Consider the following 22,058-nt stretch of genomic DNA (forward strand, 5'->3'; position numbering starts at 1 on the left):
GGCTCGACGCCGAAATAGCGCGGCACCTGGGCGCCTTGAAGAAGATCGCCGCGGCCGCGTCCGATCCGGCCAGCACGCCCGGCGTGCGCGCGCTCGCCGCGATGCTCGCCGATGCCGGCGGGGCCGTCCCGCGCCGCGCAATGGTCGCGCCGATCGCCGCGCTCGAGCAGGCCGACCGCTCCGCGCTGCACCGCCTGAGGGTGCGCCTCGGGCCGCTCGAAATCTATGTCCCGGCGCTGCTCAAGCCCGCGGCGCAATTGTGGCGCGCGGCCTTGCTCGCGGTGCGCTCGGGGGCGCCGATGCCGCGGCTGCCGGCGGCCGGGGCGGCGATGCTCGGACCCGACGCCGACCCGCGCTCGGCGATCCTCGCCTACCGCCGCGTCGGGCGCGACTGGCTGCGCATCGACCTCGCCGACCGCCTCGCCAGCCACGCCCACCATGTCCGCTCGAGCAAGGACGGCGACCCGGTCGACATCGCGCTGGCGACCTCGGTCGGCCTGACCCCCGAAGGCGTGGCGCGGCTGATGACCGACATCGGCTTCGCCAAGGCCGGCGACGCGTGGCGCTGGCGCGGCCGGCGGCACGAGGGCAAGCGCCCGCTGCCGGGCCCCGGCAACGCGTTTGCCGCACTGGCCGACCTCAAGCGCTAGTCCTTGCGCGTCGACCGTTTTCTCCACTGCATCCGTCTCGCGAAAACCCGCAGCCTCGCCCAGGCGCTGGTCGCCACTGGCCACCTCCGCATCGACGGCAAGCGGGTCGAGAAAGCGAGCGAGCCGGTGCGTGTCGGGAGCGTGCTCGCGCTCCCCTTGCGCGATCGCGTGCGCATTCTCCGCGTAATCAGCCTGCCCCACCGCCGCGGCCCCGCCGCCGAGGCGCGCGCCTGCTACGAGGAGCTGGGAATTGACGGCGCCACCCCGCCGACCTAGCGAGGGGACAGCAAGTCCGGAGCGCGCCCACCCATGACCTACGTCGTCACCGACGCCTGCATCAAATGCAAATATATGGACTGCGTCGAGGTGTGCCCGGTCGACTGCTTCTACGAAGGCGACAACATGCTCGTCATCAATCCCAACGAGTGCATCGACTGCGGGGTGTGCGAGCCCGAGTGCCCGGCCGAGGCGATCCTGCCCGACACCGAGAGCGGGCAGGAAAAATGGCTCGAATTGAACGCCAATTTCTCCTCCTCCTGGCCGAACATCACGCGCAAGAAGGACAGCCCCGCCGACGCCGACGAGCACAAGGGCGAAGAGGGCAAATTCGAGAAGTATTTCTCGCCCGATCCCGGCCAGGGCGACTGACGCCTCGCAGGCCCAAGCGATCGGCTGCCTGCACTCGGCTTAAGTCCAGCTTTGGCGTCCGCGCCACTTCGTTGTAGTCTGGCCCCGGTTTGGCGCGGCCCGCCGCGCGTTGATTGGGGACCGTTGCAATGCGTCAATTCCGTTTTCTCGCCGCCGCTGCCGCCGTTTCGCTGGCCGCCACCCCCGCTTTTGCGCAGGACAGCGATGCCACTTTGCCCGACGACGAGCAGGCCGGCGCCACCACCATCGGCCTCGGCGCCGCGTTCGTCCCCGACTATGAGGGATCGGACGATTATCGCCTGGTGCCCGGCGGCGTGCTGCGGACCAAGATCGGCAGCGTGTCGATCCAGACCCGCGGCCTCGCGGTCTACGCCGACCTCATCGACGGCGGCTCCGACGGGGTCGACCTCGATCTCGGCCCAATCCTCGCCGTGCGCCTCAACCGCACCGGCAAGATCAAGGACAATGTCGTCGACGAGCTGCCCGACCGCAACGCGGCGATCGAGGTCGGCGGGTTTGCCGGGGTCGGCTTCAAGGGCCTGACCAACCCTTACGACCGGCTGTCCTTGCGCCTCGATGCGGTCAAGGACATCGGCAGCGCCCACCAGTCGCTGGTGCTCAGCCCGTCGGTCGATTTCACCACGCCGCTGTCCAAGACCTTCTTCATGGGCGCGTCGCTGTCGGCCGATTTCGTCGCCGACCGCTATGCCGATTATTATTTCAGCGTGACCCCAAGCGGTGCGCTGGCCAGCGGGCTTCCGGTGTTCGATGCCGACGGCGGCATGAAAAATTGGAAGGTCGGGCTGCTCGCCAACCAGTCGCTGTCGGGCGATTTGCGCCGCGGCTGGTCGCTGTTCGGCACCACCAGCTATTCGCGCCTGGTCGGCGACTTCAAGCGCTCGCCGATCGTCTCCCGCCGCGGCAGCGCCGGGCAATGGATGGGCGCGGTGGGGGTTGGCTACACCTTCTGACCGGCTGCGCGCTTTAATCCTTGCTTAGGCCGGGCGGGTTATGGTGCCCGCCTAACCGGACGAGGGCTGGCAGGGTGCCGATCATTGCGTTGAGTATGGCGGTGCCGCTGCCGATTGCGGCGATTCGCGAAGGGTTGCGCCGCGCTGCGCCCGGGTGGCAGTGGCGCTGCGGCGACGACGACAGCGGGTCGGCGCAGGATGTCGGCGGGTTCGACCGGCCGCAGACCGTGCTCGGTCGCGGCCTGGGCGGCATGGTCATCATGGGCATCGAATTGCACCTGGCGCCGTTGCCGCTCGAGTCCGGCGCACCGCCCCACCGGCTGCACCTCAAGCTGTCCCAGCCTTCGACCGAGGACAGCCAATTGGCCAAGCGCATGGCGGTGGTGGTGTGCGCCAGCCTGATGGTCGACCACGACCCCGCGGCGCATTGCCAGCTCGCCCCGGGCGGCCGCTGGTATTCCACCGAGGACATGCGCGCCGGCCTTGCAACCTGCACCGCGGCGACCGGCGCCGAGCACGATGTCGACGATTTCCTGCTGCGCTACGGCAGCGCGGGCGCGTCCGCCGCGGATGCCGGCGCGGCGCCGCCGTCACCGCTGGCGCCAAGCCGCCCGTCGCCCGCCGAAGCGCTGCTGCTGAGCAGCGACGTCGGCCTGTCGTTCGCCAAGATCCTGAGCGAGGTGGCCGGCCCCGACATGGCGCGCGACCTCGGCTATGCCCCGCCGCCCGCCTACGCCGAGGAAAAGCCGCGGCGCGACCGCCTGCCGACGATGGTGCTGGCGCTGACCGGGCCGATCCAGTTCGACTGGTCGCAGATCGCCGACACCATCGACCAATGGGACGCGGAAGGGAACTGGCGCTTCGAGTGCGCGCCCGACGGGACCGGCGCGATCCACGGCCGCGGCGGCGTCACTCGCCTGGCCTTCGCGGCCGAGCCGGTGCCGCGCTACAGCATCGAGAACGCGCTCGCCCGCAGCTTCTGGTTCGAGGGCGGGCTGCCCCAGTTCGCCAACGGCCGCGCCCAGCTGGTGGTCGGCTGCGAGCTCGACACCGCCACCGCGCCGTTCGAGGATATCCGCGAGACGGCCAAGCTGCTGACGCTGGTCATCGGCCTGCTGGCGCGCTCGCCGCAGACCATCGCGGTGCTCAATGCGGGCGTCGGAACCTTGCTGTCGCCCGAGCTGGTGCAGAGCCAGGTCGGCCACCTCCACAAGAACGAAATCCCGCTCATGCTGTGGACGTGGACCGCGCCCGAATCGATGGTCGAGAACGCGGTATCGCTGACCAGCGGCGGGCTGCTGCCGTTCCTCGGCTATGAGGTCGAGGTGTGGAACGCGCCGGGCAGCGCGAGCTGGGTCGCCGACAAGATGAGCCACATCCTCAATTACCTGCTCCACCACGGCCCGATCGTGAGCGACGGCAACAGCTTCGGCGAGAGCAAGGGCGACCGCTCGATCCGCGGCTTCTTCGGCCCCAGCCGCGCCCAGCGCGGGCCCGAGCCGGTCAATGCGCTGTTACTCGAGTTCGACCAGCCGGGCGCGGTCCGCCCCAGGCCCGATGCGCTGCCGCCCGCCGCCGAAGCCCCGCGCCGCGCCGCCGGGGGGTTTGGCCGGAAAGGACTCTAGCGCCTAGCGCCGGGCCAGCTCGGCGACGATCAGCTCGGCTGCTTCGTCCGCGCTCATCGCGGTGGTGTCGATGCGGATCTCGGCGGCTTCGGGCGCCTCATAGGGGCTGTCGATGCCGGTGAAATTGGCCAGCTCGCCGGCGCGCGCCTTGGCGTAGAGGCCCTTGGTGTCGCGCGCCTCGGCCTCGGCCAGCGGGGTGTCGACGAAGATCTCGATGAACTCGCCGCCGGGGAACATTGCGCGGACCATCTCGCGCTCGGCGCGGAACGGCGAGATGAACGCGGTGAGCACGATCAGCCCGGCGTCGGCCATCAGCCGCGCGACCTCGCCGACGCGGCGGATATTCTCGATGCGGTCGGCCTCGGTGAAGCCGAGATCGCGGTTGAGCCCGTGGCGGACATTGTCGCCGTCGAGCAGGAAGGTGTGGCGACCGCGCGCGGCGAGGATTTTCTCGACCGCGTTGGCGATGGTCGACTTGCCCGAGCCCGACAGGCCGGTGAACCACAGCACCGCGGGTTTTTGTCCCTTGAGCAAGGCATGCGTCTCGCGGCTGACCTCGAGGTGCTGGCGGTGGATGTTGAGCGCGCGGCGGAGCGCGAAGTGGAGCATCCCGGCGGCGACCGTGCGGTTGGTCAATTTGTCGATCAGGATGAACCCGCCCAAGGCGCGGTTGGGGCTCGAGCCGGCGACTTCATAGGGCTCGAACACGATCTCGCGCTCGGTGGCGATCTCGGCGATGCCGATGGCGTTGAGGCCGAGCGTCTTGGCCGCGAGATGCTCGAGGCTGTTGACGTTGACCTCATATTTGGGGGCGTGGACGATCGCCGTGACGGTCTGGGTGCCGAGCTTGAGCCAATAGCCGCGGCCGGCAATCAGCTCGTCCTCGTCCATCCACACGATCGCCGCCTCGAACTGGTCGGCGGCTTCGGGCGGGTCGGAGGCCACGGCAATCACGTCGCCGCGCGAGCAATCGACCTCGTCGGCGAGGGTCAGCGTGACCGATTGGCCGGCCTGCGCCTCATCCAGGTCGCCATCGGCGGTGACGATCCGCGCGACGGTCGACTGCCGCCCTGAAGGCAGCACGCGGACCGCATCGCCAGGGCGAATTGTGCCGCCCGCGACCTGCCCGGCGAACCCGCGGAAATGCTGGTCGGGGCGGTTGACCCATTGCACCGGCAGGCGGAACGGCTTCGCCGCGTCGGCGTCGGCGTCGAGCGGGACGGCGTCGAGGTGCTCGATCAGGCTCGGCCCCGTATACCAGGGCGTGCGCTCGCTCGGGCCCATGACATTGTCGCCGCCCAGCCCCGAGACCGGGATCGCGACCCAGTCGGCAATGCCGATCTGCTCGGCGAAGGCGCGGTAATCGGCGGCGATCGCGGTGAACGCGGCCTCGTCATAATCGACCAGGTCCATCTTGTTGACCGCGAGCACGACGCGACGGATGCCGACCAGATGCGCGAGGTAGGAGTGGCGGCGGGTCTGGGTCAGCACCCCCTTGCGCGCATCGACCAGCAGCACGGCGAGATCGGCGGTCGACGCGCCGGTGACCATGTTGCGGGTGTATTGCTCGTGCCCCGGGGTGTCGGCGACGATGAACTTGCGTTTGTCGCTGGTGAAGAAGCGGTAGGCGACGTCGATCGTGATGCCCTGCTCGCGCTCGGCCGAGAGCCCGTCGACGAGCAAGGCGAAATCGATCTTTTCGCCCTGCGTGCCCTGCTTCTTGCTGTCGGCCTCGAGCGCGTCGAGCTGGTCGTCGAAGATCTGCTTGCTGTCGTACAGCAGCCGCCCGATCAGCGTCGACTTGCCGTCGTCGACGCTGCCGCAGGTGATGAAGCGCAGCATCTCCTTGGCCTCGTGGCGGGCGAGCCAGGCCGAGACGTCGCTGCGGATGAGCTCGCGGTCGGAATCGAGCGGACGGGACATTACCGCCCAACTCCGAATAGACCGTTCGGCCTGTGCTTGTCGAAGGCCTGCACTGTTCTGTCGGCGTGTAAGCAGGGCAGTCCCTCGATAGGCTCGGGACGAACGGGGCAAATGGGGCGGGACATTAGAAATACCCCTCCTGCTTCTTTTTCTCCATGCTCGCCGAGCCGCCGTCACGGTCGATCGCGCGGCCCTGACGCACCGACGTGGTGGTCAGCAGCATCTCGGCGACAATCCCCTCGACGCTGTCGGCATCGCTCTCGACCGCGCCCGACAGCGGGTAGCAGCCAAGCGTGCGGAAACGAACGCGGCGCAACGCCGGCTGCTCGCCGTTGAGCGGAAAGCGCTCGTCATCGACCATCAGGATCAAGCCGTCGCGTTCGACCGTCGGGCGTTCGGCGGCGAAGTACAGCGGGACGATCTCGATCTTCTCGCGCAGGATGTATTGCCACACGTCGAGTTCGGTCCAGTTGGACAAGGGGAACACGCGCACGCTTTCGCCCTTGGCCTTGCGCACGTTGTACAGCGACCACAATTCGGGCCGCTGGCGCTTGGGGTCCCAGCGGTGATTGGTGCTGCGGAACGAGAAGATGCGCTCCTTGGCGCGGCTCTTCTCCTCGTCGCGGCGGGCGCCGCCGAACGCCGCGTCGAAGCCGTATTTGTCGAGCGCCTGCTTCAGGCCCTCGGTCTTCCACAAATCGGTGTGCAGCGGCCCGTGGTCGAACGGGTTGATGCCTTTTTCCGCGGCCTCGGCGTTGGTGTGGATGAGGAGCTCGATCCCCGGCTCGGCGGCGACCTTGTCGCGCAGCGCGTACATTGCCTGGAATTTCCACGTGGTGTCGACATGCAGCAACGGGAACGGCAGCGGGGCGGGGAAGAACGCCTTCTTGGCGAGGTGCAGCATGACCGCCGAATCCTTGCCGATCGAGTAGAGCATGACCGGCCGCTCGGCCTCGGCCACGGTTTCCCTGAGGATGTGGATGCTCTCGGCTTCGAGCCGGTCGAGGTGCGTCAGTGCCCGCATCGCGCCTTCCTACGGGGTTGCGCCGTACGCGCAACCGCCGAGCGCTGGCCCGGCTCGCGCCGCCGCGCCGTTGCCGCCGGTTCAGCTTCGGGCAAGGGTCGCGGCGCGAAGGCTCGGCGCGAGCGATCGCCGGCCCTATTCCGTGCGGCCCGATCGCCATGGCCATCGCCAATTTTCACTCGGGAGGGATTTCACACCGTGTCGCAACACAAGATTCTCGCTATCGTCGCCGTGCTAGCCGCCGCCGCGCCGTCGGCCGCGTTGGCCCAGGCGGCCAAGCCGGCTGCGGCTGCCCCGCCGACCCGTGCCGGGCTGACCGCCAAGCTCGATTCAACCTTCAAGGGCGCCGACACCAATAGCGACGGCGCGCTGACCTCCGCCGAAATCGACGCCGTGCAGAAGCGCGCCGCCGACCAGGCCGTGGCCGCGGTCAAGTCCCGGCTCGAGGAGCAGTTCGGCAAGCTCGACGCCGACAAGAACGGCCAGCTGACCCGCGACGAATTCCTCGCCGCGGCACCGACCGCGAAGGCGTCGGGCGCCGGCGACCCGACGGTCAAGCAGCTCGACGCCGACAAGGACGGCAAGGTTACGCTGGCCGAATACGGCACGCCGATGCTCGCCGCGTTCGACCGCATCGACGCTAACAAGGACGGCACCTTGTCCGCCGAGGAACGCCGCGCCGCCGAGTCGCAGGGGCGCTAAGCGGACCCCCTTCTCCCCCGCGCCCGAATCCGGCTTCCACCGGCACGGCGCGGGGTCTACACACCCAGCCATCCCCGGGGGACCGCGTGCGCGGTTGAGAGCGGCAACGAGCCGCGACCCGTCGAACCTGATCCGGTTGACACCGGCGTAGGGAGCGGATGACGGGCCACCCGCCATCCCTCCGCATTTGGAGATAGTGATGGCCGACGCACCTGCCCGTACTGAGCTTAAGGTCACCACCGGCGCGATCCGAGGGTCGCGCAAGATCCACGTCGGCCCGCTCAAGGTGGCGATGCGCAGCGTCGACCTCGAGCCGAGCTCGGGCGAGCCGCCGCTCAACCTCTATGACACCAGCGGCCCCTACACCGACCCCGAAGCCCGGATCGACATCATGGCCGGCCTGCCCGAGCTGCGCGCACCGTGGATCCGCGGCCGCGGCGATGTCGAGGAGGTCTTGGCGCGCGAAACCCGCCCCGAGGACAATGGCCAGCTCGGGCCGGACCGCAGCGGCGGCGTTGCGCCCTTCCCTAACGTGCGCAAGCGCGTGCTCCGCGCCAAGCCTGGCGCCAACGTCAGCCAGATGCATTACGCGCGGCGCGGCATCATCACGCCCGAGATGGAATATGTCGCGATCCGCGAAAACATCGGGCGCGAGATGCTCAAAGACCATGTGCGGGACGGCGAGGATTTCGGCGCCGAGATCCCGGACCACGTCACCCCCGAGTTCGTCCGCTCGGAAGTCGCCCGCGGCCGCGCCATCATTCCCAACAACATCAACCACCCCGAGAGCGAGCCGATGGCGATCGGCCGCAATTTCCTGGTCAAGATCAACGCCAACATCGGCAACAGCGCGGTGGCGTCCGACGTCGCGGCGGAAGTCGACAAGATGGTGTGGTCGATCCGCTGGGGCGCCGACACCGTGATGGACCTGTCGACCGGCCGCAACATCCACGACACCCGCGAATGGATCATCCGCAATTCGCCGGTCCCGATCGGCACCGTGCCGATTTATCAGGCGCTCGAAAAGGTCGGCGGGGTCGCCGAGGACCTCACTTGGGAAGTCTACCGCGATACCCTCATCGAGCAGGCCGAGCAGGGCGTCGACTATTTTACAATTCACGCCGGGGTGCGCCTGCCGTACATTCCGATGACCGCCGACCGCGTCACCGGGATCGTCAGCCGCGGCGGCTCGATCATGGCCAAATGGTGCCTCGCCCACCACCGCGAATCGTTCCTCTACGAGCGCTTCGACGAGATTTGCGAGATCATGGCCGCCTACGATATCGCCTTTAGCCTCGGCGACGGCCTGCGCCCGGGCAGCATCGCCGACGCCAACGACGAAGCCCAGTTCGCCGAGCTGTTCACGCTTGGCGAACTGACCAAAAGGGCGTGGGCGCGCGATGTCCAGGTGATGATCGAAGGCCCCGGCCACGTCCCGATGCACAAGATCAAGGTCAACATGGAGAAACAGTTGGAGGCGTGCGGCGAGGCGCCGTTCTACACGCTGGGGCCGCTGACCACCGACATCGCGCCCGGCTACGACCACATCACCAGCGGCATCGGCGCCGCGATGATCGGCTGGTACGGGACCGCGATGCTTTGCTACGTCACCCCCAAGGAGCACCTCGGCCTGCCCGACCGCGACGACGTGAAAGTGGGGGTGGTGACCTACAAGCTCGCCGCCCACGCCGCGGATCTGGCGAAAGGCCACCCGGCGGCGAAGCTGCGCGACGACGCTTTGTCGCGCGCGCGCTTCGACTTCCGCTGGCGCGACCAGTTCAACCTCTCGCTCGACCCCGACACGGCGGAGCAATACCACGACCAGACCCTCCCCGCGGAAGGCGCCAAAACCGCCCACTTCTGCAGCATGTGCGGCCCGAAGTTCTGCTCGATGAAGATCAGCGCCGAAGTCAGGGAGTTTGCAAAAGCCAACCCGCCACCCGTTTGTCCTGAGCTTGTCGAAGGGCGCTCTTCTACCCCCCTCCCGCCAGCGGGAGGGGCCGGGGGAGGGCCTGTCGTGTCCCCCGAAGACGCCGAAGCCGGCATGGCCGAGATGAGCAAACGCTATCGCGATGAGGGAGGCGAACTTTACGTGCCGGCCGACTGATATTTGACAAAGTAGATCGCTTGGGATTCAGTCCGCTCGCTCGGTCCGATTTAGAGGGCTGATTTGCAGATATGGTGACCATCGGGTTCCGTGCGACACCGACAGACGTGCGATTCGCAGTTTTCGACGTAGATCAACGCTCCGTCGTGAACATCGAGATTTTGAGAATTCCAACCGCTTTCTCTGGTCCCGAGGGTCTCAAGTTCATTCGGTCGAATGTGCTCGACATCCTCCGTGAGTACGATGTTGCTTACGCTGGCATTCGCACTACGGAACCCTCGGCCCAATCGATCGATCTCCGCCGCGTTCAAGTCGAAGGGGTTATTCAAGAGGCCTTCGCTAGCAGCACGCTCAAGGGCTTTTACGCTGGTCCTATTGCGATCATTGCCCACCGGCTCGGCATCGATCGTACTCGCTTCAAACCCATGGTCGCGGGGGAAAACGATTTAGGCGTAGATGGCTGGGCGGACATGCCAGCCAATTCTCGAGAAGCCCTGCTCGCGGCTATCGGAGCAGCAAATGTTTAAACCCTAAAGCGATGGCCGCCAGTGGAAGGGCGGCACAGGATCGTTTTTATTTCAAGAATAAGCCGCCCGAGGCCCTAGTTGGCGGATACGAATTCGATACCCACGGCCAAAGCTCGATGCGACCAAGAAACGTTCCCGGGCCTCATTCATTCGCAATGGGAAATTTGACGAGCGCGGATATGTCAAAGTGGGCTGAACGATTCGAAAAGTGCACATGGAGTTGGTGTTAAATGGCTCGGCGTTTCGGAGACGCGGTACTTTCGGGGACACCGAGAGTTTCGGGGGCACAAGAGTTTCGGGGACAATACTAATTAGCTGAGCCGCAAGGCGCCATCGGCCGCCCCCAAAAAATCGCTGTCCTATTTGGATTTGGTCTGCTTCACCCTTTCCGATGCGTCGACCCAGCGCTCTTGCCATCGGCACCTCCGCCCCCTTGCCGGCTCCTTACGCGCGTGCAGTGCGACTTTCGCGACTTTCCGCGGCACCTGCCAATCGTCTCGTCACTGCGAACATTGGGAACATTGGGCACAGGATGTCCGAGGGACATCCGAACACCAATGTCGGCCGAAGAGCCGGGCCCGGAGGCAATCCGGAGCGCTAAACCATGACTGACCCCGAAGCCCCGCGCGAGCCGCCCAAGCGGATGCATATCGAATTTCTGGCGGCCGCGGCCTACGATGGCATCGTCACGCGTGAGCGAATGGAAGAGCATTGGCGCTTGCTGCGCGGCCCCGATGCCAGGCTCGACGACGAGCTGTTCGACAAAGCGGTCGCGCTCGCACGCATCCTGAATACGCCGGCGAGCAAGAAGATCGACATGGCCAGCAAACGCGGCGTGGCCAAGGCACAGGCGTCGCGCGACCCGGCGCTGTGGCATCAGGCGACGATGGCCGCACTCGCCTATCGCGGCGACAAGCACGGCTTTCTTCCATGGGTGCTGCAGCAAGCGGAGACCGACCGCGCCACCGCGGGGTGGATTTTCCTGTGGGCCGAGGGATCGCGCTATCTGCGCGGCGAAACTGATTTCCTGCTCGATCATATCTCGAGCGAGAACATGGTCGCGCTGTTCGACGCGGTGTGCGAGCGCAGCGAGGGGATGGGCTTCGCCAATGACGCGCTGGGCCTCGATCCGGGCTTCGAGGCCGAGCGGCTCAACTGTCTCGCGGTGATCGCCAATGGCCAACTCGCCCCCGGCATCGTCGCGCCCAAAGCCCTACTCGAACGGCCGTTCGACCCGCCGCGCCAGGACGACCGTTTCAGAATGGACGACGGGATTATCCTGTGTGCGTAGTCAGCGCAGCAGCGAGGCGATGATCCAGATCGCCGACAGCAGGCCGACCGCCAGCACCAGCGAAATGCCGAGCACCCAGCGCACGATATGGGGCTGCTCGCCGCCCGATGCCTCGCACTCGCTGACGTGGGTTTCGTCGCCGATCCGTTCCATCGCGCCCTCCTGTCGGGAGCCGCCCTTGTACGCCTGTCGCGCCCGCGCGGCCAGCGTCACGCCAGACGTTGCAGCCGCTCGAGCGCCGCGTCGAGCGCCTGGAGGAAGCGCGAGCGATCGGCCTTGGCGAATGGCGGCGGGCCGCCGATCACGTCGCCGCCGGCGCGCAGGTCGGCCATGATCGCGCGGGTCGCGATGGCTCCGCCGATGCTCGCCGCGGTGAATGGCTTGCCGGTCGGGCCGAGCACCGTTGCGCCGCCCTTCAGGCAGCGGTCGGCGAGCAGGATGTCGGCGGTGATCACCACGTCGCGCGGCCCCGCCTCTCCCGCGATCCAGTCGTCGGCGGCGGCAAACGCGTCCGACACCAGCACCCGCTCGACCAGCGCATGCTCGGGCACGCGGATGCGGCTGTTGGAGACGACCTTGACCGCCACCCCGCGGCGAAAGGCGACGCGGTAGATCTCGTCCTTGACCGGGCAGGCGTCGGCATCGACGAGGATGCGGACGGGCGTGGCGGGCGCGGCGGCGGGCATTGCGCCATGCTTCCGCCAAATCGACTCGCAGCGCCACCCCGCTCCGCCACGCGCAGGCGGAACCTCCACCGCCGCCGCCCGTCTCCTGCCCATGCGCACCCTCTCGCTGGCCGCCGCCGCCTTCACGCTTGCCGCTTGCTCCCCCGAGCGCGACCCCGACGCCGCGGATGTCGAGCAGCCCGGAGCAGCCGGCCGGAACGAGCCCGAGCCGGCGGCTCCGGCCGCTCCCCGCCCGCCATTGCAACCGCCGCATGCACAGCGCCATCCGATGCTCGGCGAGGCGATCGCGCGCGCCGAATGGGCCAGAGCCGGCAACCGTGCCGATTGCGCCCCGCTGGCGCTGGCCTCGGATGGTGGCGGTGTCGCCGTCGATGCCACGGCACGGCGTGCGCAGTTCAGCGGCGGGTGGGGCGTGGCGTTCGACCTGCCGCGCTTACGCAGCGCGTTCGGCTTTGCCGGGCCGGGCCTGCTCCCCGCCGACCGCGCCGATTTCGCCGGCCAGGTCGAGGCGCTGGGTGCGCAATGGCCGCATCTCCGCCGCTGGGGTGCCGGCGAGAATCTGCCCGCCGGCAGCGCCGCCGGCTACGGCGTGGTCGGCGCCGAGCCGTACCCCGACGACAATCCGGCGGGGACCGGGCTCCACTCGCTGGCCTACCTGCGCATCCCCGGCCAGGCGTGCCAGTACAATGTCTGGAGCCGGATCAGCCGCGTCCACCTCGAGACCATCCTGGGGCTGCTGCGGGTGGTCGAGGTCAGCGGGGCGGCGCTATGACGCGATCGGCTCCCCCATGCCACACCGCTAGTTCTTGAAATTCTCCAGCCCGCGCACGACGCCGGTCTTTTGCGACGGCGCGGCGGCGATGGTCTTCTTCTTTTCCGCCTTGGGCTTGCGCGCTTCCTTGTTCGACTTCTTCTGACCCTTGGCCATGGCGGCTCTCCCTCTCAACGCGGTATCGCCGCCGTGCATAGACCGGCGGACCGGACCGGCCCAACAAAAAACGGGCGCCGGCCCGAAGGCCGACGCCCGATCGCAACGCGTGCTCTTGCGCGTCGATTAGTTGGCGCTGTTGCCGTCGGCGTCGGCGCTGGTGCGGGTCGCGTCGGCGTTCTCTTCGCCGGCTTCGCGGGTCGCATCGGCCTGGTTCTCGAGGGCGTCCTCGCCAGCTTCGGTGGTGGCGTTGTCGGCGGCTTCCTCAAGGTTGTCGGCAGTCGCTTCGGCATTGGCCTCGATGTTGTCGGCGGCCTGCTCCTGCGGCGTCTCGTTGTTGCACGCGGCCAAAGCGGCGAGACCGGCGGCAACGGCCAGAGTGGTGGTGATCTTCATGATAGTCCCCTTGTTGGTTTCAGTCGAAATTCAGCTTCAATAGCGCTTGTCCGGACGATTGGTTCCGCACTCGAAACGGATAACCCAAGGCAAGAACGCTCCCGGTTAGTGCCGCAGTCCCCTCACCGCCGCCAGCGTTTTTTGCACATGGCCGCTCCAGTCGAGGTCGGAATGGACGAACCGGACCCGCTGATCGCGGTCGATCACGAAGGAGGTGCGGTTGCTCATCGTCACCATTTTGCCGACCACCGGCATGGCGACATCATAGGCGCGAATCGTCGCCGGCGAGGCTGACGCAACCGGGAACGCGCTGCGGCAACCCTCGACCGAGAAGCGCTTGAGCGTCGGCAGATCATCGGCGGAGAGCCCGATCACCTGCGCCCCGGCGCGCTTGAAATCGGCCGCCGCCTCGCTGAATGCGCGCGCCTCGAGCGTGCAGCCCTTGGTGAACGCCTTGGGATAGAAATAGAGCACCACCGGGCCCTTCCTGAGCGCGCGCTTCAAGCTCAGCTGGAACGGCTTGCCGCCGATTGCTCCGGTGGTGACGAAATCGGGCGCTTTTGCCCCGACCGGCAGCGCGGCCGCGGCCGGGGTTGCGCACAGGGCGGCGGCGGCAAAAGCGGTCAGCAAGCGGCGCATGGCGATCTCCGGCAGATAGTCGCCAACGCTAGCGCGGATCGACGGCAGCGCAAGGCCTTGTCCCGCCCGCCGCCGCGGCTAGGCTGGCGCTTCCAGCGGGGGGCGAACGGCCGATGACTCCATTCGAATTCATCTTTCCCTTGTTCGGGCTGCTCATCGGCCTGTCCTATGCCGAAGTGCTCGGCGGGCTGGCGCGGGCGCTGAAGGCCCCCGGCGAGGTGCGCATCGGCTGGCTTACCCCGCTGCTCGGGATCATGCTGCTGATCAACCTGACGATGTTCTGGTACGCCTCGTGGAATTTCCGCGACGCCGCGATGCCGACCCGCGAGGGGCTGCTCCAGATGCTGGCGATGAGCGGGTCGTATTTCGTCGCTGCGTCCTTGCTGTTTCCGACCGACTTCCAGCCGGGCCAGGACCTCGACCAGCATTTCATGGACAATAAGACGGTGGCGATCCTGGCGATCGCGGCGTGCAATGTGTTCGGGCTGGCGGTCTATGGCTTCGAGCGCGGCTGGGCGGTCGGGCCGTCGTGGTGGGCGATCAACGGGGTGTTCCTCGCCACGCTGTTGGTCACCGCCTTGACCTCATCGCGGCGGGTCGCGCTCGTCACTTTGGTGATGCTGGTGGGCGTTCACGGGGTCGGCTTGCTGGCGAGCTGAGCCGATATCCGTTCATTCCCGATTGCGGTCGGGCTGCATATTGCTCCGAGTCGGGGCCGACAGGTGCCTGATGAACGAAGGGAAGGTCGAACGATGCGCTTAGTGTCCAGCGTGGTGATGGCGGCAATCCTGGCCGGCGGCTGTGCCCCGGCCGACCAGCGCGCCGCCAACCCCGGCAATGCGATCGACCCGCCCGCGGCTAACCGCGCTCAGCCCGGTTGGGATTTGGAGGCGAGCGGCGAAGGCAGCGCCTTGGTGTTCGGCCAAGGCGGCTCGCCCGTCCTGCGCCTGTTCTGCCCCGCCGCCGCCAACCGGCTGGTGGTCACCGTGGCCGCGTTCCGCGCGATCGCCAGCGAGGAGCGGCTGTCGCTCGGCAGCGGCGAGACGGTGGTGGCGCTGGTCGCCGACCCCGCCGCCGATGCCCAGCGCGGCGGCGTCAGCGGGGCCGGCGCGGTGCCGGCGGACCTGAAGGGGCTGGTCGCGGGGCCGGTCAGCGCCAGCTACGGCGCGCAGGTCAGCGGCCCGCACCCGATGCCCCCGGCCGAGCTGTCGCGCCAGTTCGTCACCGCCTGTTTCCGTGGCGCCGAGGCGGCCGGGATTGCGGCCTCCAAGCCGACCCCGTCGACCAACCCGTGCCTGGTCCAGGACGGCGAGCTGCTGCGCGTCAGCCCGCTGCGCGCAATCGGCACCGAGCCGTTCTGGGGGGCGCGCGTCGAGGGCCGCTGCGTCATCTATTCGACCCCCGAGGACCAACAGGGCACGCGGGTGTGGACGCGGTTCAACACCGGCCCGGCGGGCGGGATCTGGACCGGCACGCTGCGCGGGCGGCGCTTCGTGCTGGTCACCCAGCCCAAGATCGATTGCTCCGACGGGATGTCCGACCGGCGCTACCCGATCGACGTCCAGCTGACGGTCGACGGCGAAGAGCGCCGGGGTTGCGCCGAACCGCTCTAACTGCGCCGCCCCGCCGCCATTCGCAGTCGACGCCGGGCCGTCGGTCGAAGCCGAGATTGCGAATCGAGCTGCGCGCGGCGCAGGGCGCGCGCGAGGAGATCAGGCAATGAAGCAGATGATATGGTTGCTGGCCGGTCTGGCGGTCATGGCCACGGCCTCAAGCGCGGTGGCGCGCGAGCCTGGCCAGGTGGTGATGCCGGCAGCGCCGGCCAATCGCGCTCTGTTCGAGAAGTGGGGCTTTGCCGAAGCAGTGATCGACGGCGACCGGATCTATTTGTCGGGGGTCGTTGCCGACCTGCGGGGAACCGAAACCGACCCTTCTGCTGGCTTCGACCGCGCGTTCAAGACTATCGCCGGCATCCTCCAGCGATCCGGCGCGACATGGGACGACGTGGTCGACATGACGACCTACCATACGGACTTGCCATCCCAGCTGGATGCGTTCGTGGCGGTCAAGCGTAACTATGTCCGCGAGCCGTTCCCGGCCTGGACCGCGATCGACATCGACCGGCTGGTGCCGGACCGCGGGTTGGTGGAGATCAAGGTGGTGGCGCGTCGTCCGCCCGACGCCACGTCTCCAAAATAAATGGTAGGTCGCTCGCGTCGCCGCCTAGCGGTCGGACGCGAGCCAAACGGTGGCGACGTAGAGCAGGATCATCACCGGGCCGGTGATGAGGGTCGCGACGATCATGCCGAGGCGGATCAGGAGCGGGTCGAAGCCCGACCAGTCGGCGAGGCCGGCGGCGACGCCCATGACCTTGCCTTCGCTGCGGTTGAGAACAAAACGTCCGTTCATTGAGTGTTCCTTGGTTGGCCAAATGGCCGAGTGTGGAGTCATGCGATCGGCAGCGGGCCGACGGCGGCGCTGACGAACAGGATCGCGGTGACGAAGGCGGCGGCGAGCGAGGCGGCGGTGTCGCGGTTGGCGGCGAAAATGGCGGTCATTGAAAGTCTCCCTTTGTCTGTGGAGCCCATCAGCGGGTCCACGCCACCAACAATGCAGGGAGCGTGCCAATTGGATTTTTCTGTTATTTTTCAGTGCAGCGCCATTGAGCTGGCGGAATTTGCCAGCACTACGCGCCGCGAGTTGGGAAAATTTCCCGATCAGCCGTTGACGATGGTGCCGCCGTTGGGATGCAGCACCTGGCCCGACATATAGGACGAATCCTCGCAGGCGAGGAACAGGAATGCCGGGGCGACCTCGTTGGGCTGGCCCGGACGGCCCATCGGCGTGTTCTTGCCGAAATCCTTCATTTTCTCGGGGGTCGAACCACCCATCGGGTTGAGCGGAGTCCAGATCGGCCCGGGCGCGACGGCGTTGACGCGGATGCCGTCCTTGACGAGGTTTTCCGAGAGCGAGCGGGTGAACGCGGTGATCGCGCCCTTGGTCGCCGAATAATCGAGCAGCTCGGCCGAGCCCTTGTACATCGTGATCGAGGTGCAGTTGATGATCGCCGCGCCTTTCTTGAGGTGCGGCCGCGCGGCCTGGGTGAGGTAGAACATCGAGTAGATGTTGGTCTGGAAGGTGCGCTTGAGCTGCTCCTCCGTAATGTCGGTGATGTCCTTGTCGGGGTGCTGCTCGCCGGCATTGTTGACCAGGATATCGAGCCGCCCGAGCTTTTCGACGGTGTCGGCGACGAGGCGGTCGCAAACGTCCTTGTCGCCGAGGTCGCCGGCGAACACGAACGCCTTGCGGCCTTCCTGCTCGACGATTTCTTTCGTTTTGGCCGCATCGTCATGTTCGCACAGATAGGCGACGGCGATGTCGGCGCCTTCGCGCGCGAACAAAGCGGCGACCGCGCGGCCGATGCCGCTGTCGGCGCCGGTGATCAGCGCGACCTTGCCCTTTAGCCGGTCGGAGCCTTTGTAACGTGGCTCCCAGTCGGGTTTGGGCTCGAGCTGGCTTTCGTGGCCGGGCAGCGCGTCCTCGCGCAGCATCGGCTCGACGACGTCGGACACGGGCCTAGCCCCGCGCGGATCCGGCCGGAATGACGACCGGACGCGCATCGCGTGCGGCGCCGTTGTGGGTCGCCGGGCGGCACTCGGCCTGGAGCGTCGGGAAATCGAGGTCGGTGCGCGACGCCAGCGCAGTGCCGGTCGCGGCGGCGCAGGCGGCCTGGCTCTCGTAACGGGTCGGGACGGTCGCCACCGGGGTGCACGCCGAGGCGCCGTCGGCGCAGCCCAAAATGGCGATGATGAAATAACCCGGACCCATGACGCTATCCCTGCTTGGCGTACGTGGGCGATAACCGCCGATTAATGCCGTGGTTCCAATTGTTTCGGCGGCTTATTTGCTTGGGGTCCGGCGGCCACCTACCTAGGTGGTGACAATGGCGGCCGCGGCAGACACCCAAATCCAGGCGACCGGCGGAGTGCGCACCCTGCTGCGCTTCCTGCCGATGCTGTGGCCGAAGGGCGAAGCCGAGCTCAAGGCGCGGGTCATCGCGGCGGTTCTGCTGGTGCTCGCGGGCAAGGGCGCGGTGCTGCTGATGCCGTTCGCCTACAAAGCGGTGATCGACCGCATGGCGGCGGGGACCGTGGCGTTCGGCGTGATCGCGATGCTGGTCGTCGCCTATGCCGGAGCGCGCTTCGCCGGAGTGCTCGCCGACAATCTGCGTAACGCCTTGTTCGAGAAAGTCGGGCAGCGCGCGGCGCGCAAGCTGGCCGGCACGGTGTTCCGCCACGTCCATGATTTGTCGCTGCGCTTCCACCTCGAGCGGCGCACCGGGAGCCTGACCAAGATCGTCGAACGCGGCACCAAAAGCATCGACATGATGCTCTATTTCCTGCTGTTCAACATCGGCCCGACGGTGATCGAGCTGGCCGCGATCTGCATCATCTTCTATGTCAAATTCGGGATCGGGCTGGTCGCCGCGACGCTGGCCATCGTCGCCATTTACATCGGTTTTACGCGGTGGGTGACCGACTGGCGGGCGCAAATCCAGCGCGACATGAACGAGGTCGACAATCGGGCGATTGGGCGCGCCGTTGATTCCTTGCTGAACTACGAGACGGTCAAATATTTCGGCGCGGAAGAGCGCGAAGCGCGGCGTTACGACGAGGCAATCGCGGCCTACGCCAACGCTGCCGTCAGGAACGAGACGTCGCTCGCGTGGCTCAACATCGGCCAGTCGCTGATCACCAATACGATGATGGCCGGGGCGATGGCATTCACTGTGTGGGGGTGGAGCAAGGGCCGTTTCACGCCGGGCGACGTGGTGCTGGTCAATGCGCTGCTGATGCAGCTGTTCCGGCCATTGGACATGCTCGGCTGGGTGTACCGCTCGATCCGCCAGGGACTGATCGACATGGAGGCGATGTTCACACTGCTCGACACATCTGCGGAGGTTGTCGACCGGCCCGGCGCGGCGGCGCTGGATGTGGGGCGCGGCGAGGTGCGGTTCGAGGAGGTGCGGTTCGGTTATGAGCCGGGGCGGGAGATATTGAACGGGCTCGACCTGGCGGTGCCGGCGGGGACCAGCCTGGCCGTGGTCGGGCCGTCGGGGGCGGGGAAATCGACGCTCGCGCGGCTGCTCTACCGCTTCTACGACCCCACCGCGGGGCGCATCCTGATCGACGGGCAGGACATCGCGGCGGTCACGCAAGCGAGCCTGCGCGCGGCGATCGGCATCGTCCCTCAGGACACCGTGCTGTTCAACGATAGTGTATACTACAATATTGGTTATGGCCGCGCCGGGGCGAGCACTGGCGAGATCGAGGCCGCCGCGCGTGGGGCGGCGATCGACGGGTTTATCGCGCTGCTGCCCAACGGCTATGAATCGATGGTCGGCGAGCGCGGGCTGAAACTGTCGGGCGGCGAGAAGCAGCGCGTGGCGATCGCGCGGACCCTGCTCAAGAACCCGCCGATCCTGGTCCTCGACGAGGCGACCAGCGCGCTCGACAGCCGCACCGAGCAGGCGATCCAGGCGACGCTCGAGCATATCGCGACCAGCCGCACCACGATCATGATCGCGCACCGCCTGTCGACCGTGGTCAACGCCGACCAGATCGTCGTGCTCGACCAGGGCAAGGTGTCCGAGCGCGGCACCCATGAGGAGTTGCTGGCGCGCGGCGGGCTTTACGCCGAGCTGTGGAACCGCCAGGCTGCCGAGCGCTCGGTCGAGGAAGCAGCGGAAGCGGCGGAATGACGGGCGATCCCAAGACCATCCTCAAGAGCGTGTTCGGGTTCGACGCGTTTCGCGGCTCGCAGGAGCAGGTTGTTGCGCGGGTGATGGCGGGCGACGACACGCTGGCGGTGATGCCGACCGGGGCGGGCAAGTCGCTGTGTTATCAACTGCCCGCATTGGCGCGCGACGGCACCGCGCTGGTGATCTCGCCGCTGATCGCACTGATGCACGACCAGATACGCGCCGCCGACGCGATGGGCATCCGCGCCGCCTCGCTGACCTGGGCCGATAGCGACCGCGACGCCACGCTGCGGCGGCTGCGGGCGGGCGAGCTCGATTTGCTCTATGTCGCACCCGAGCGGGCAACGACCGACGGCTTCCGCCAGATGATCGACGCCCACAAGCTGGCGCTGATCGCGATCGACGAGGCGCATTGCGTGAGCGAATGGGGGCACGACTTCCGCCCCGATTACCGCCTGCTGCGCGACCTGCTCGACGACCATCGCGGGGTGCCGCGGCTGGCGCTGACCGCGACCGCCGACAAGCGCACCCAGGCCGACATTCTAACCCAGCTCGGGATCCCCGCCGAGGGGCTGGTGGTGGCCGGGTTCGACCGCCCCAACATCCGCTACAACGTCCGCCCGCGCGACGGCGTCGGGGCGCAACTGAAGGCGCTCGCGGCGGCCATTCCCGGACCGGGAATCGTCTACGCGCAGAGCCGCGACAAGGCCGAAAAGATCGCCGAGCAGCTGGCCAAGGACGGGCGCCCGGCACTGCCCTATCATGCCGGGCTCGAAGCCCCGATCCGCGCGCGCAACCAGGCCGCGTTCGTGCGGTCGGAAGAGATGGTGATGGCGGCCACGGTGGCATTCGGGATGGGCATCGACAAGCCCGATGTGCGCTTTGTCGCGCACGCGGGAATCCCCAAGTCGATCGAGGCCTATTACCAGGAAACCGGGCGCGCCGGGCGCGACGGCGAGCCGGCCGAGGCGTGGCTGTTCTGGTCGGCCGAGGATTTTGCGCTGGCGCGGCGGCGGATCGAAACCGAGATCGAGCCCGACCGCCGCCAGGGCGAGCGCGAGCGGCTCAATGCGCTGGCGGCGCTGGTCGAAGCAAGCGGCTGCCGGCGCGCGATCCTGCTGCGCCATTTCGGCGAGAGCCCACCCGAGACGTGCGGCAATTGCGACAATTGCCTCGAGCCGCCGGCGACGATCGACGCCACCGAGGTCGCGCGCAAATTGCTGTCGGCGGCGTTCCGCACCGAAATGCGCTTCGGCGTCGCGCATCTCGCCGCAGTGCTCGGCGGCGACGACAATGAGAAGGTGCGCCAGTTCGGCCATCACAATCTGTCGGTGTTCGGGATCGCCGACGCCGACGAACTGGCGCTGGTGCGGCCGGTGGCGCGGGCATTGATCGCGCGCGATGCGCTGCGCGCCGATGCCTATGGCGGGCTGTCGTTCGGGCCCGCGGCCAAGGCAATTCTCAAGGGCGAAGAGACGCTGACCATCGCGGTGCCGCCGCCGCGCGCCAAGCGCACGCGCAAGCCGCGCTTCGAGGGGCCGGCCGATCCGTTGTTCGAGGCACTGCGCGAAGCGCGGCGCGCGCTGGCCGCGGCGGCCGGGGTGCCGCCCTATGTAGTGTTCCACGATTCGACGCTGCGCGAGATTGCGGCCGCCCGGCCCCGCAGCCTTGGCGATCTGTCGCGGATCAGCGGAGTGGGCGAGGCCAAGCTCGCGCGCTATGGCGAGGCGATGCTCGCCGCGGTCGCGGCGCAGGAGGAGACCAGCGATGTTCCGGCAGCTTGACGACAAGACCTTGGTCAGCGGGCAGGTGACGCCGGAGCAGGTCGCGGAGTTGCGGCGTCATGGTGTCAGCATGATCGTCAACAACCGCCCCGACGGGGAGGACGCCGGGCAGCCGCTGAGCGCCGAGATCGAGGCCGCGGCGAGCGCGGCGGGGATAGCGTATCGCCATGTTCCGATCGCGCGCGGGATGGGGCCGGCCGACGTCGAGGCGATGGGCGCGGCGATCAAGGACTGCGGCGAGGGCAAGCTGCTGGCGTTCTGCCGCTCGGGCACGCGCTCGACATTGGCGTGGGCGGTGGCGCGCAGCCGCGATGGCGCGAGCGTCGAGGAATTGGAGCGTGGTGCGGCGAGCGCCGGGGTCGATTTAGGGCCGGTCGCGCATTTGCTGTGAGGGCT

At 67.7% G+C, this 22,058-nt stretch carries 25 protein-coding genes, 1 pseudogene and 1 riboswitch; of the genes and pseudogenes, 16 read left to right on the plus strand and 10 right to left on the minus strand.

All coding sequences use genetic code 11. The annotated features are described in order from the left end of the window. From RMP08_RS03435 to RMP08_RS03455, 5 genes and pseudogenes are all read left to right on the plus strand, one after another. A pseudogene (locus RMP08_RS03435) lies at window positions 1–650 on the plus strand (helicase); the annotation flags it as partial. 3 nt (window positions 651–653) lie between these two features. Further along, window positions 654–926 carry a S4 domain-containing protein gene (locus RMP08_RS03440; RefSeq protein ID WP_310467591.1) on the plus strand — a complete coding sequence of 91 codons (273 nt, stop codon included), beginning with the start codon at window positions 654–656 and terminating at the stop codon, window positions 924–926. 33 nt (window positions 927–959) lie between these two features. Continuing rightward, window positions 960–1,298, plus strand: a complete 339-nt coding sequence (gene fdxA, locus RMP08_RS03445) for a ferredoxin FdxA (protein ID WP_310467592.1) — start codon at window positions 960–962, stop codon at window positions 1,296–1,298. A gap of 128 nt (window positions 1,299–1,426) precedes the next feature. Then, window positions 1,427–2,269, plus strand: a complete 843-nt coding sequence (locus tag RMP08_RS03450; protein ID WP_310467593.1) for a MipA/OmpV family protein — start codon at window positions 1,427–1,429, stop codon at window positions 2,267–2,269. 101 nt (window positions 2,270–2,370) lie between these two features. Further along, window positions 2,371–3,894 (plus strand): DUF4261 domain-containing protein, encoded by a 1,524-nt coding sequence (locus tag RMP08_RS03455; protein ID WP_310467594.1) that lies wholly within the window; start codon window positions 2,371–2,373, stop codon window positions 3,892–3,894. Between the two features lie 3 nt (window positions 3,895–3,897). Here the strand turns inward: RMP08_RS03455 and cysN are convergent, their stop codons facing one another. Together cysN and cysD are read right to left on the minus strand one after the other, a co-directional pair. After that, window positions 3,898–5,817, minus strand: a complete 1,920-nt coding sequence (gene cysN, locus RMP08_RS03460; RefSeq protein ID WP_310467595.1) for a sulfate adenylyltransferase subunit CysN — start codon at window positions 5,815–5,817, stop codon at window positions 3,898–3,900. Window positions 5,818–5,941: 124 nt separating this feature from the next. Then, on the minus strand, window positions 5,942–6,841 hold the full coding sequence (gene cysD / locus RMP08_RS03465) for a sulfate adenylyltransferase subunit CysD (RefSeq protein ID WP_310467596.1): 900 nt from the start codon (window positions 6,839–6,841) through the stop codon (window positions 5,942–5,944). 198 nt (window positions 6,842–7,039) lie between these two features. Here cysD and RMP08_RS03470 point away from each other — a divergent pair, with 198 nt between their 5' ends. The 4 genes from RMP08_RS03470 to RMP08_RS03485 all read left to right on the plus strand — a co-directional run bounded on the left by RMP08_RS03470 (window position 7,040) and on the right by RMP08_RS03485 (window position 11,468). Beyond that, entirely contained in the window at window positions 7,040–7,543 is a 504-nt protein-coding gene (locus tag RMP08_RS03470; RefSeq protein ID WP_310467597.1) for an EF-hand domain-containing protein, read from the plus strand. 65 nt (window positions 7,544–7,608) lie between these two features. Next, window positions 7,609–7,715: riboswitch (TPP riboswitch) on the plus strand. 27 nt (window positions 7,716–7,742) lie between these two features. Beyond that, window positions 7,743–9,650, plus strand: a complete 1,908-nt coding sequence (gene thiC / locus RMP08_RS03475; protein ID WP_310467598.1) for a phosphomethylpyrimidine synthase ThiC — start codon at window positions 7,743–7,745, stop codon at window positions 9,648–9,650. A gap of 71 nt (window positions 9,651–9,721) precedes the next feature. Continuing rightward, window positions 9,722–10,177: a hypothetical protein gene (locus RMP08_RS03480; protein WP_310467599.1), complete on the plus strand. Its 456-nt coding sequence runs from the start codon at window positions 9,722–9,724 to the stop codon at window positions 10,175–10,177. Between the two features lie 604 nt (window positions 10,178–10,781). Next, window positions 10,782–11,468, plus strand: a complete 687-nt coding sequence (locus RMP08_RS03485) for a hypothetical protein (RefSeq protein ID WP_310467600.1) — start codon at window positions 10,782–10,784, stop codon at window positions 11,466–11,468. Here RMP08_RS03485 and RMP08_RS03490 read toward each other — a convergent pair whose 3' ends face one another. Beyond that, the gene (locus tag RMP08_RS03490; protein ID WP_310467601.1) at window positions 11,469–11,621 is read right to left on the minus strand and encodes a hypothetical protein; all 153 of its coding nucleotides are present in this window, start codon (window positions 11,619–11,621) and stop codon (window positions 11,469–11,471) included. Between the two features lie 56 nt (window positions 11,622–11,677). Continuing rightward, window positions 11,678–12,154 carry a YaiI/YqxD family protein gene (locus tag RMP08_RS03495; RefSeq protein ID WP_310467602.1) on the minus strand — a complete coding sequence of 159 codons (477 nt, stop codon included), beginning with the start codon at window positions 12,152–12,154 and terminating at the stop codon, window positions 11,678–11,680. 91 nt (window positions 12,155–12,245) lie between these two features. Between RMP08_RS03495 and RMP08_RS03500 the strand changes: the two genes are divergently transcribed. Next, the gene (locus tag RMP08_RS03500) at window positions 12,246–12,926 is read left to right on the plus strand and encodes a hypothetical protein (protein WP_310467603.1); all 681 of its coding nucleotides are present in this window, start codon (window positions 12,246–12,248) and stop codon (window positions 12,924–12,926) included. A 27-nt stretch (window positions 12,927–12,953) separates the two neighbouring features. Here the strand turns inward: RMP08_RS03500 and RMP08_RS03505 are convergent, their stop codons facing one another. The 3 genes from RMP08_RS03505 to RMP08_RS03515 all read right to left on the minus strand — a co-directional run bounded on the left by RMP08_RS03505 (window position 12,954) and on the right by RMP08_RS03515 (window position 14,117). Continuing rightward, the gene (locus tag RMP08_RS03505; protein WP_310467604.1) at window positions 12,954–13,082 is read right to left on the minus strand and encodes a hypothetical protein; all 129 of its coding nucleotides are present in this window, start codon (window positions 13,080–13,082) and stop codon (window positions 12,954–12,956) included. A gap of 126 nt (window positions 13,083–13,208) precedes the next feature. Beyond that, the gene (locus RMP08_RS03510) at window positions 13,209–13,478 is read right to left on the minus strand and encodes a hypothetical protein (protein ID WP_310467605.1); all 270 of its coding nucleotides are present in this window, start codon (window positions 13,476–13,478) and stop codon (window positions 13,209–13,211) included. 105 nt (window positions 13,479–13,583) lie between these two features. Continuing rightward, window positions 13,584–14,117: a peroxiredoxin gene (locus tag RMP08_RS03515; RefSeq protein WP_310467606.1), complete on the minus strand. Its 534-nt coding sequence runs from the start codon at window positions 14,115–14,117 to the stop codon at window positions 13,584–13,586. A 113-nt stretch (window positions 14,118–14,230) separates the two neighbouring features. Between RMP08_RS03515 and RMP08_RS03520 the strand changes: the two genes are divergently transcribed. From RMP08_RS03520 to RMP08_RS03530, 3 genes are all read left to right on the plus strand, one after another. Next, complete coding sequence (locus RMP08_RS03520) at window positions 14,231–14,776, plus strand: hypothetical protein (protein WP_310467607.1); 546 nt, start codon at window positions 14,231–14,233, stop codon at window positions 14,774–14,776. Between the two features lie 93 nt (window positions 14,777–14,869). Next, window positions 14,870–15,730: a hypothetical protein gene (locus RMP08_RS03525; RefSeq protein WP_310467608.1), complete on the plus strand. Its 861-nt coding sequence runs from the start codon at window positions 14,870–14,872 to the stop codon at window positions 15,728–15,730. 106 nt (window positions 15,731–15,836) lie between these two features. Then, window positions 15,837–16,316: a RidA family protein gene (locus RMP08_RS03530; RefSeq protein ID WP_310467609.1), complete on the plus strand. Its 480-nt coding sequence runs from the start codon at window positions 15,837–15,839 to the stop codon at window positions 16,314–16,316. Window positions 16,317–16,340: 24 nt separating this feature from the next. Here the strand turns inward: RMP08_RS03530 and RMP08_RS03535 are convergent, their stop codons facing one another. The 3 genes from RMP08_RS03535 to RMP08_RS03545 form a co-directional block, all read right to left on the minus strand. Beyond that, window positions 16,341–16,526 carry a PspC domain-containing protein gene (locus RMP08_RS03535; RefSeq protein ID WP_310467610.1) on the minus strand — a complete coding sequence of 62 codons (186 nt, stop codon included), beginning with the start codon at window positions 16,524–16,526 and terminating at the stop codon, window positions 16,341–16,343. Between the two features lie 308 nt (window positions 16,527–16,834). Beyond that, window positions 16,835–17,668, minus strand: coding sequence for an SDR family oxidoreductase (locus RMP08_RS03540; protein WP_409049764.1), 834 nt, complete (start codon window positions 17,666–17,668; stop codon window positions 16,835–16,837). A 25-nt stretch (window positions 17,669–17,693) separates the two neighbouring features. Beyond that, window positions 17,694–17,945 carry a hypothetical protein gene (locus tag RMP08_RS03545; protein WP_310467612.1) on the minus strand — a complete coding sequence of 84 codons (252 nt, stop codon included), beginning with the start codon at window positions 17,943–17,945 and terminating at the stop codon, window positions 17,694–17,696. 115 nt (window positions 17,946–18,060) lie between these two features. Here RMP08_RS03545 and RMP08_RS03550 point away from each other — a divergent pair, with 115 nt between their 5' ends. Genes RMP08_RS03550 through RMP08_RS03560 form a run of 3 tightly spaced genes read left to right on the plus strand, consistent with a single transcriptional unit; the run spans window position 18,061 to window position 22,053 of the window. After that, window positions 18,061–19,878, plus strand: a complete 1,818-nt coding sequence (locus RMP08_RS03550; protein ID WP_310467613.1) for an ABC transporter ATP-binding protein/permease — start codon at window positions 18,061–18,063, stop codon at window positions 19,876–19,878. Beyond that, on the plus strand, window positions 19,875–21,662 hold the full coding sequence (gene recQ / locus RMP08_RS03555) for a DNA helicase RecQ (RefSeq protein ID WP_310467614.1): 1,788 nt from the start codon (window positions 19,875–19,877) through the stop codon (window positions 21,660–21,662). Before RMP08_RS03550 ends, recQ begins: the two co-directional genes overlap by 4 nt. Next, window positions 21,646–22,053, plus strand: a complete 408-nt coding sequence (locus RMP08_RS03560; RefSeq protein ID WP_310467615.1) for a TIGR01244 family sulfur transferase — start codon at window positions 21,646–21,648, stop codon at window positions 22,051–22,053. Before recQ ends, RMP08_RS03560 begins: the two co-directional genes overlap by 17 nt. The last annotated feature ends 5 nt before the right edge of the window (window positions 22,054–22,058 follow it).

Origin of the sequence: Sphingomonas sp., assembly GCF_031426035.1 — a bacterium.
In the GTDB taxonomy this organism is placed as follows: Bacteria; Pseudomonadota; Alphaproteobacteria; order Sphingomonadales; family Sphingomonadaceae; genus Sphingomicrobium.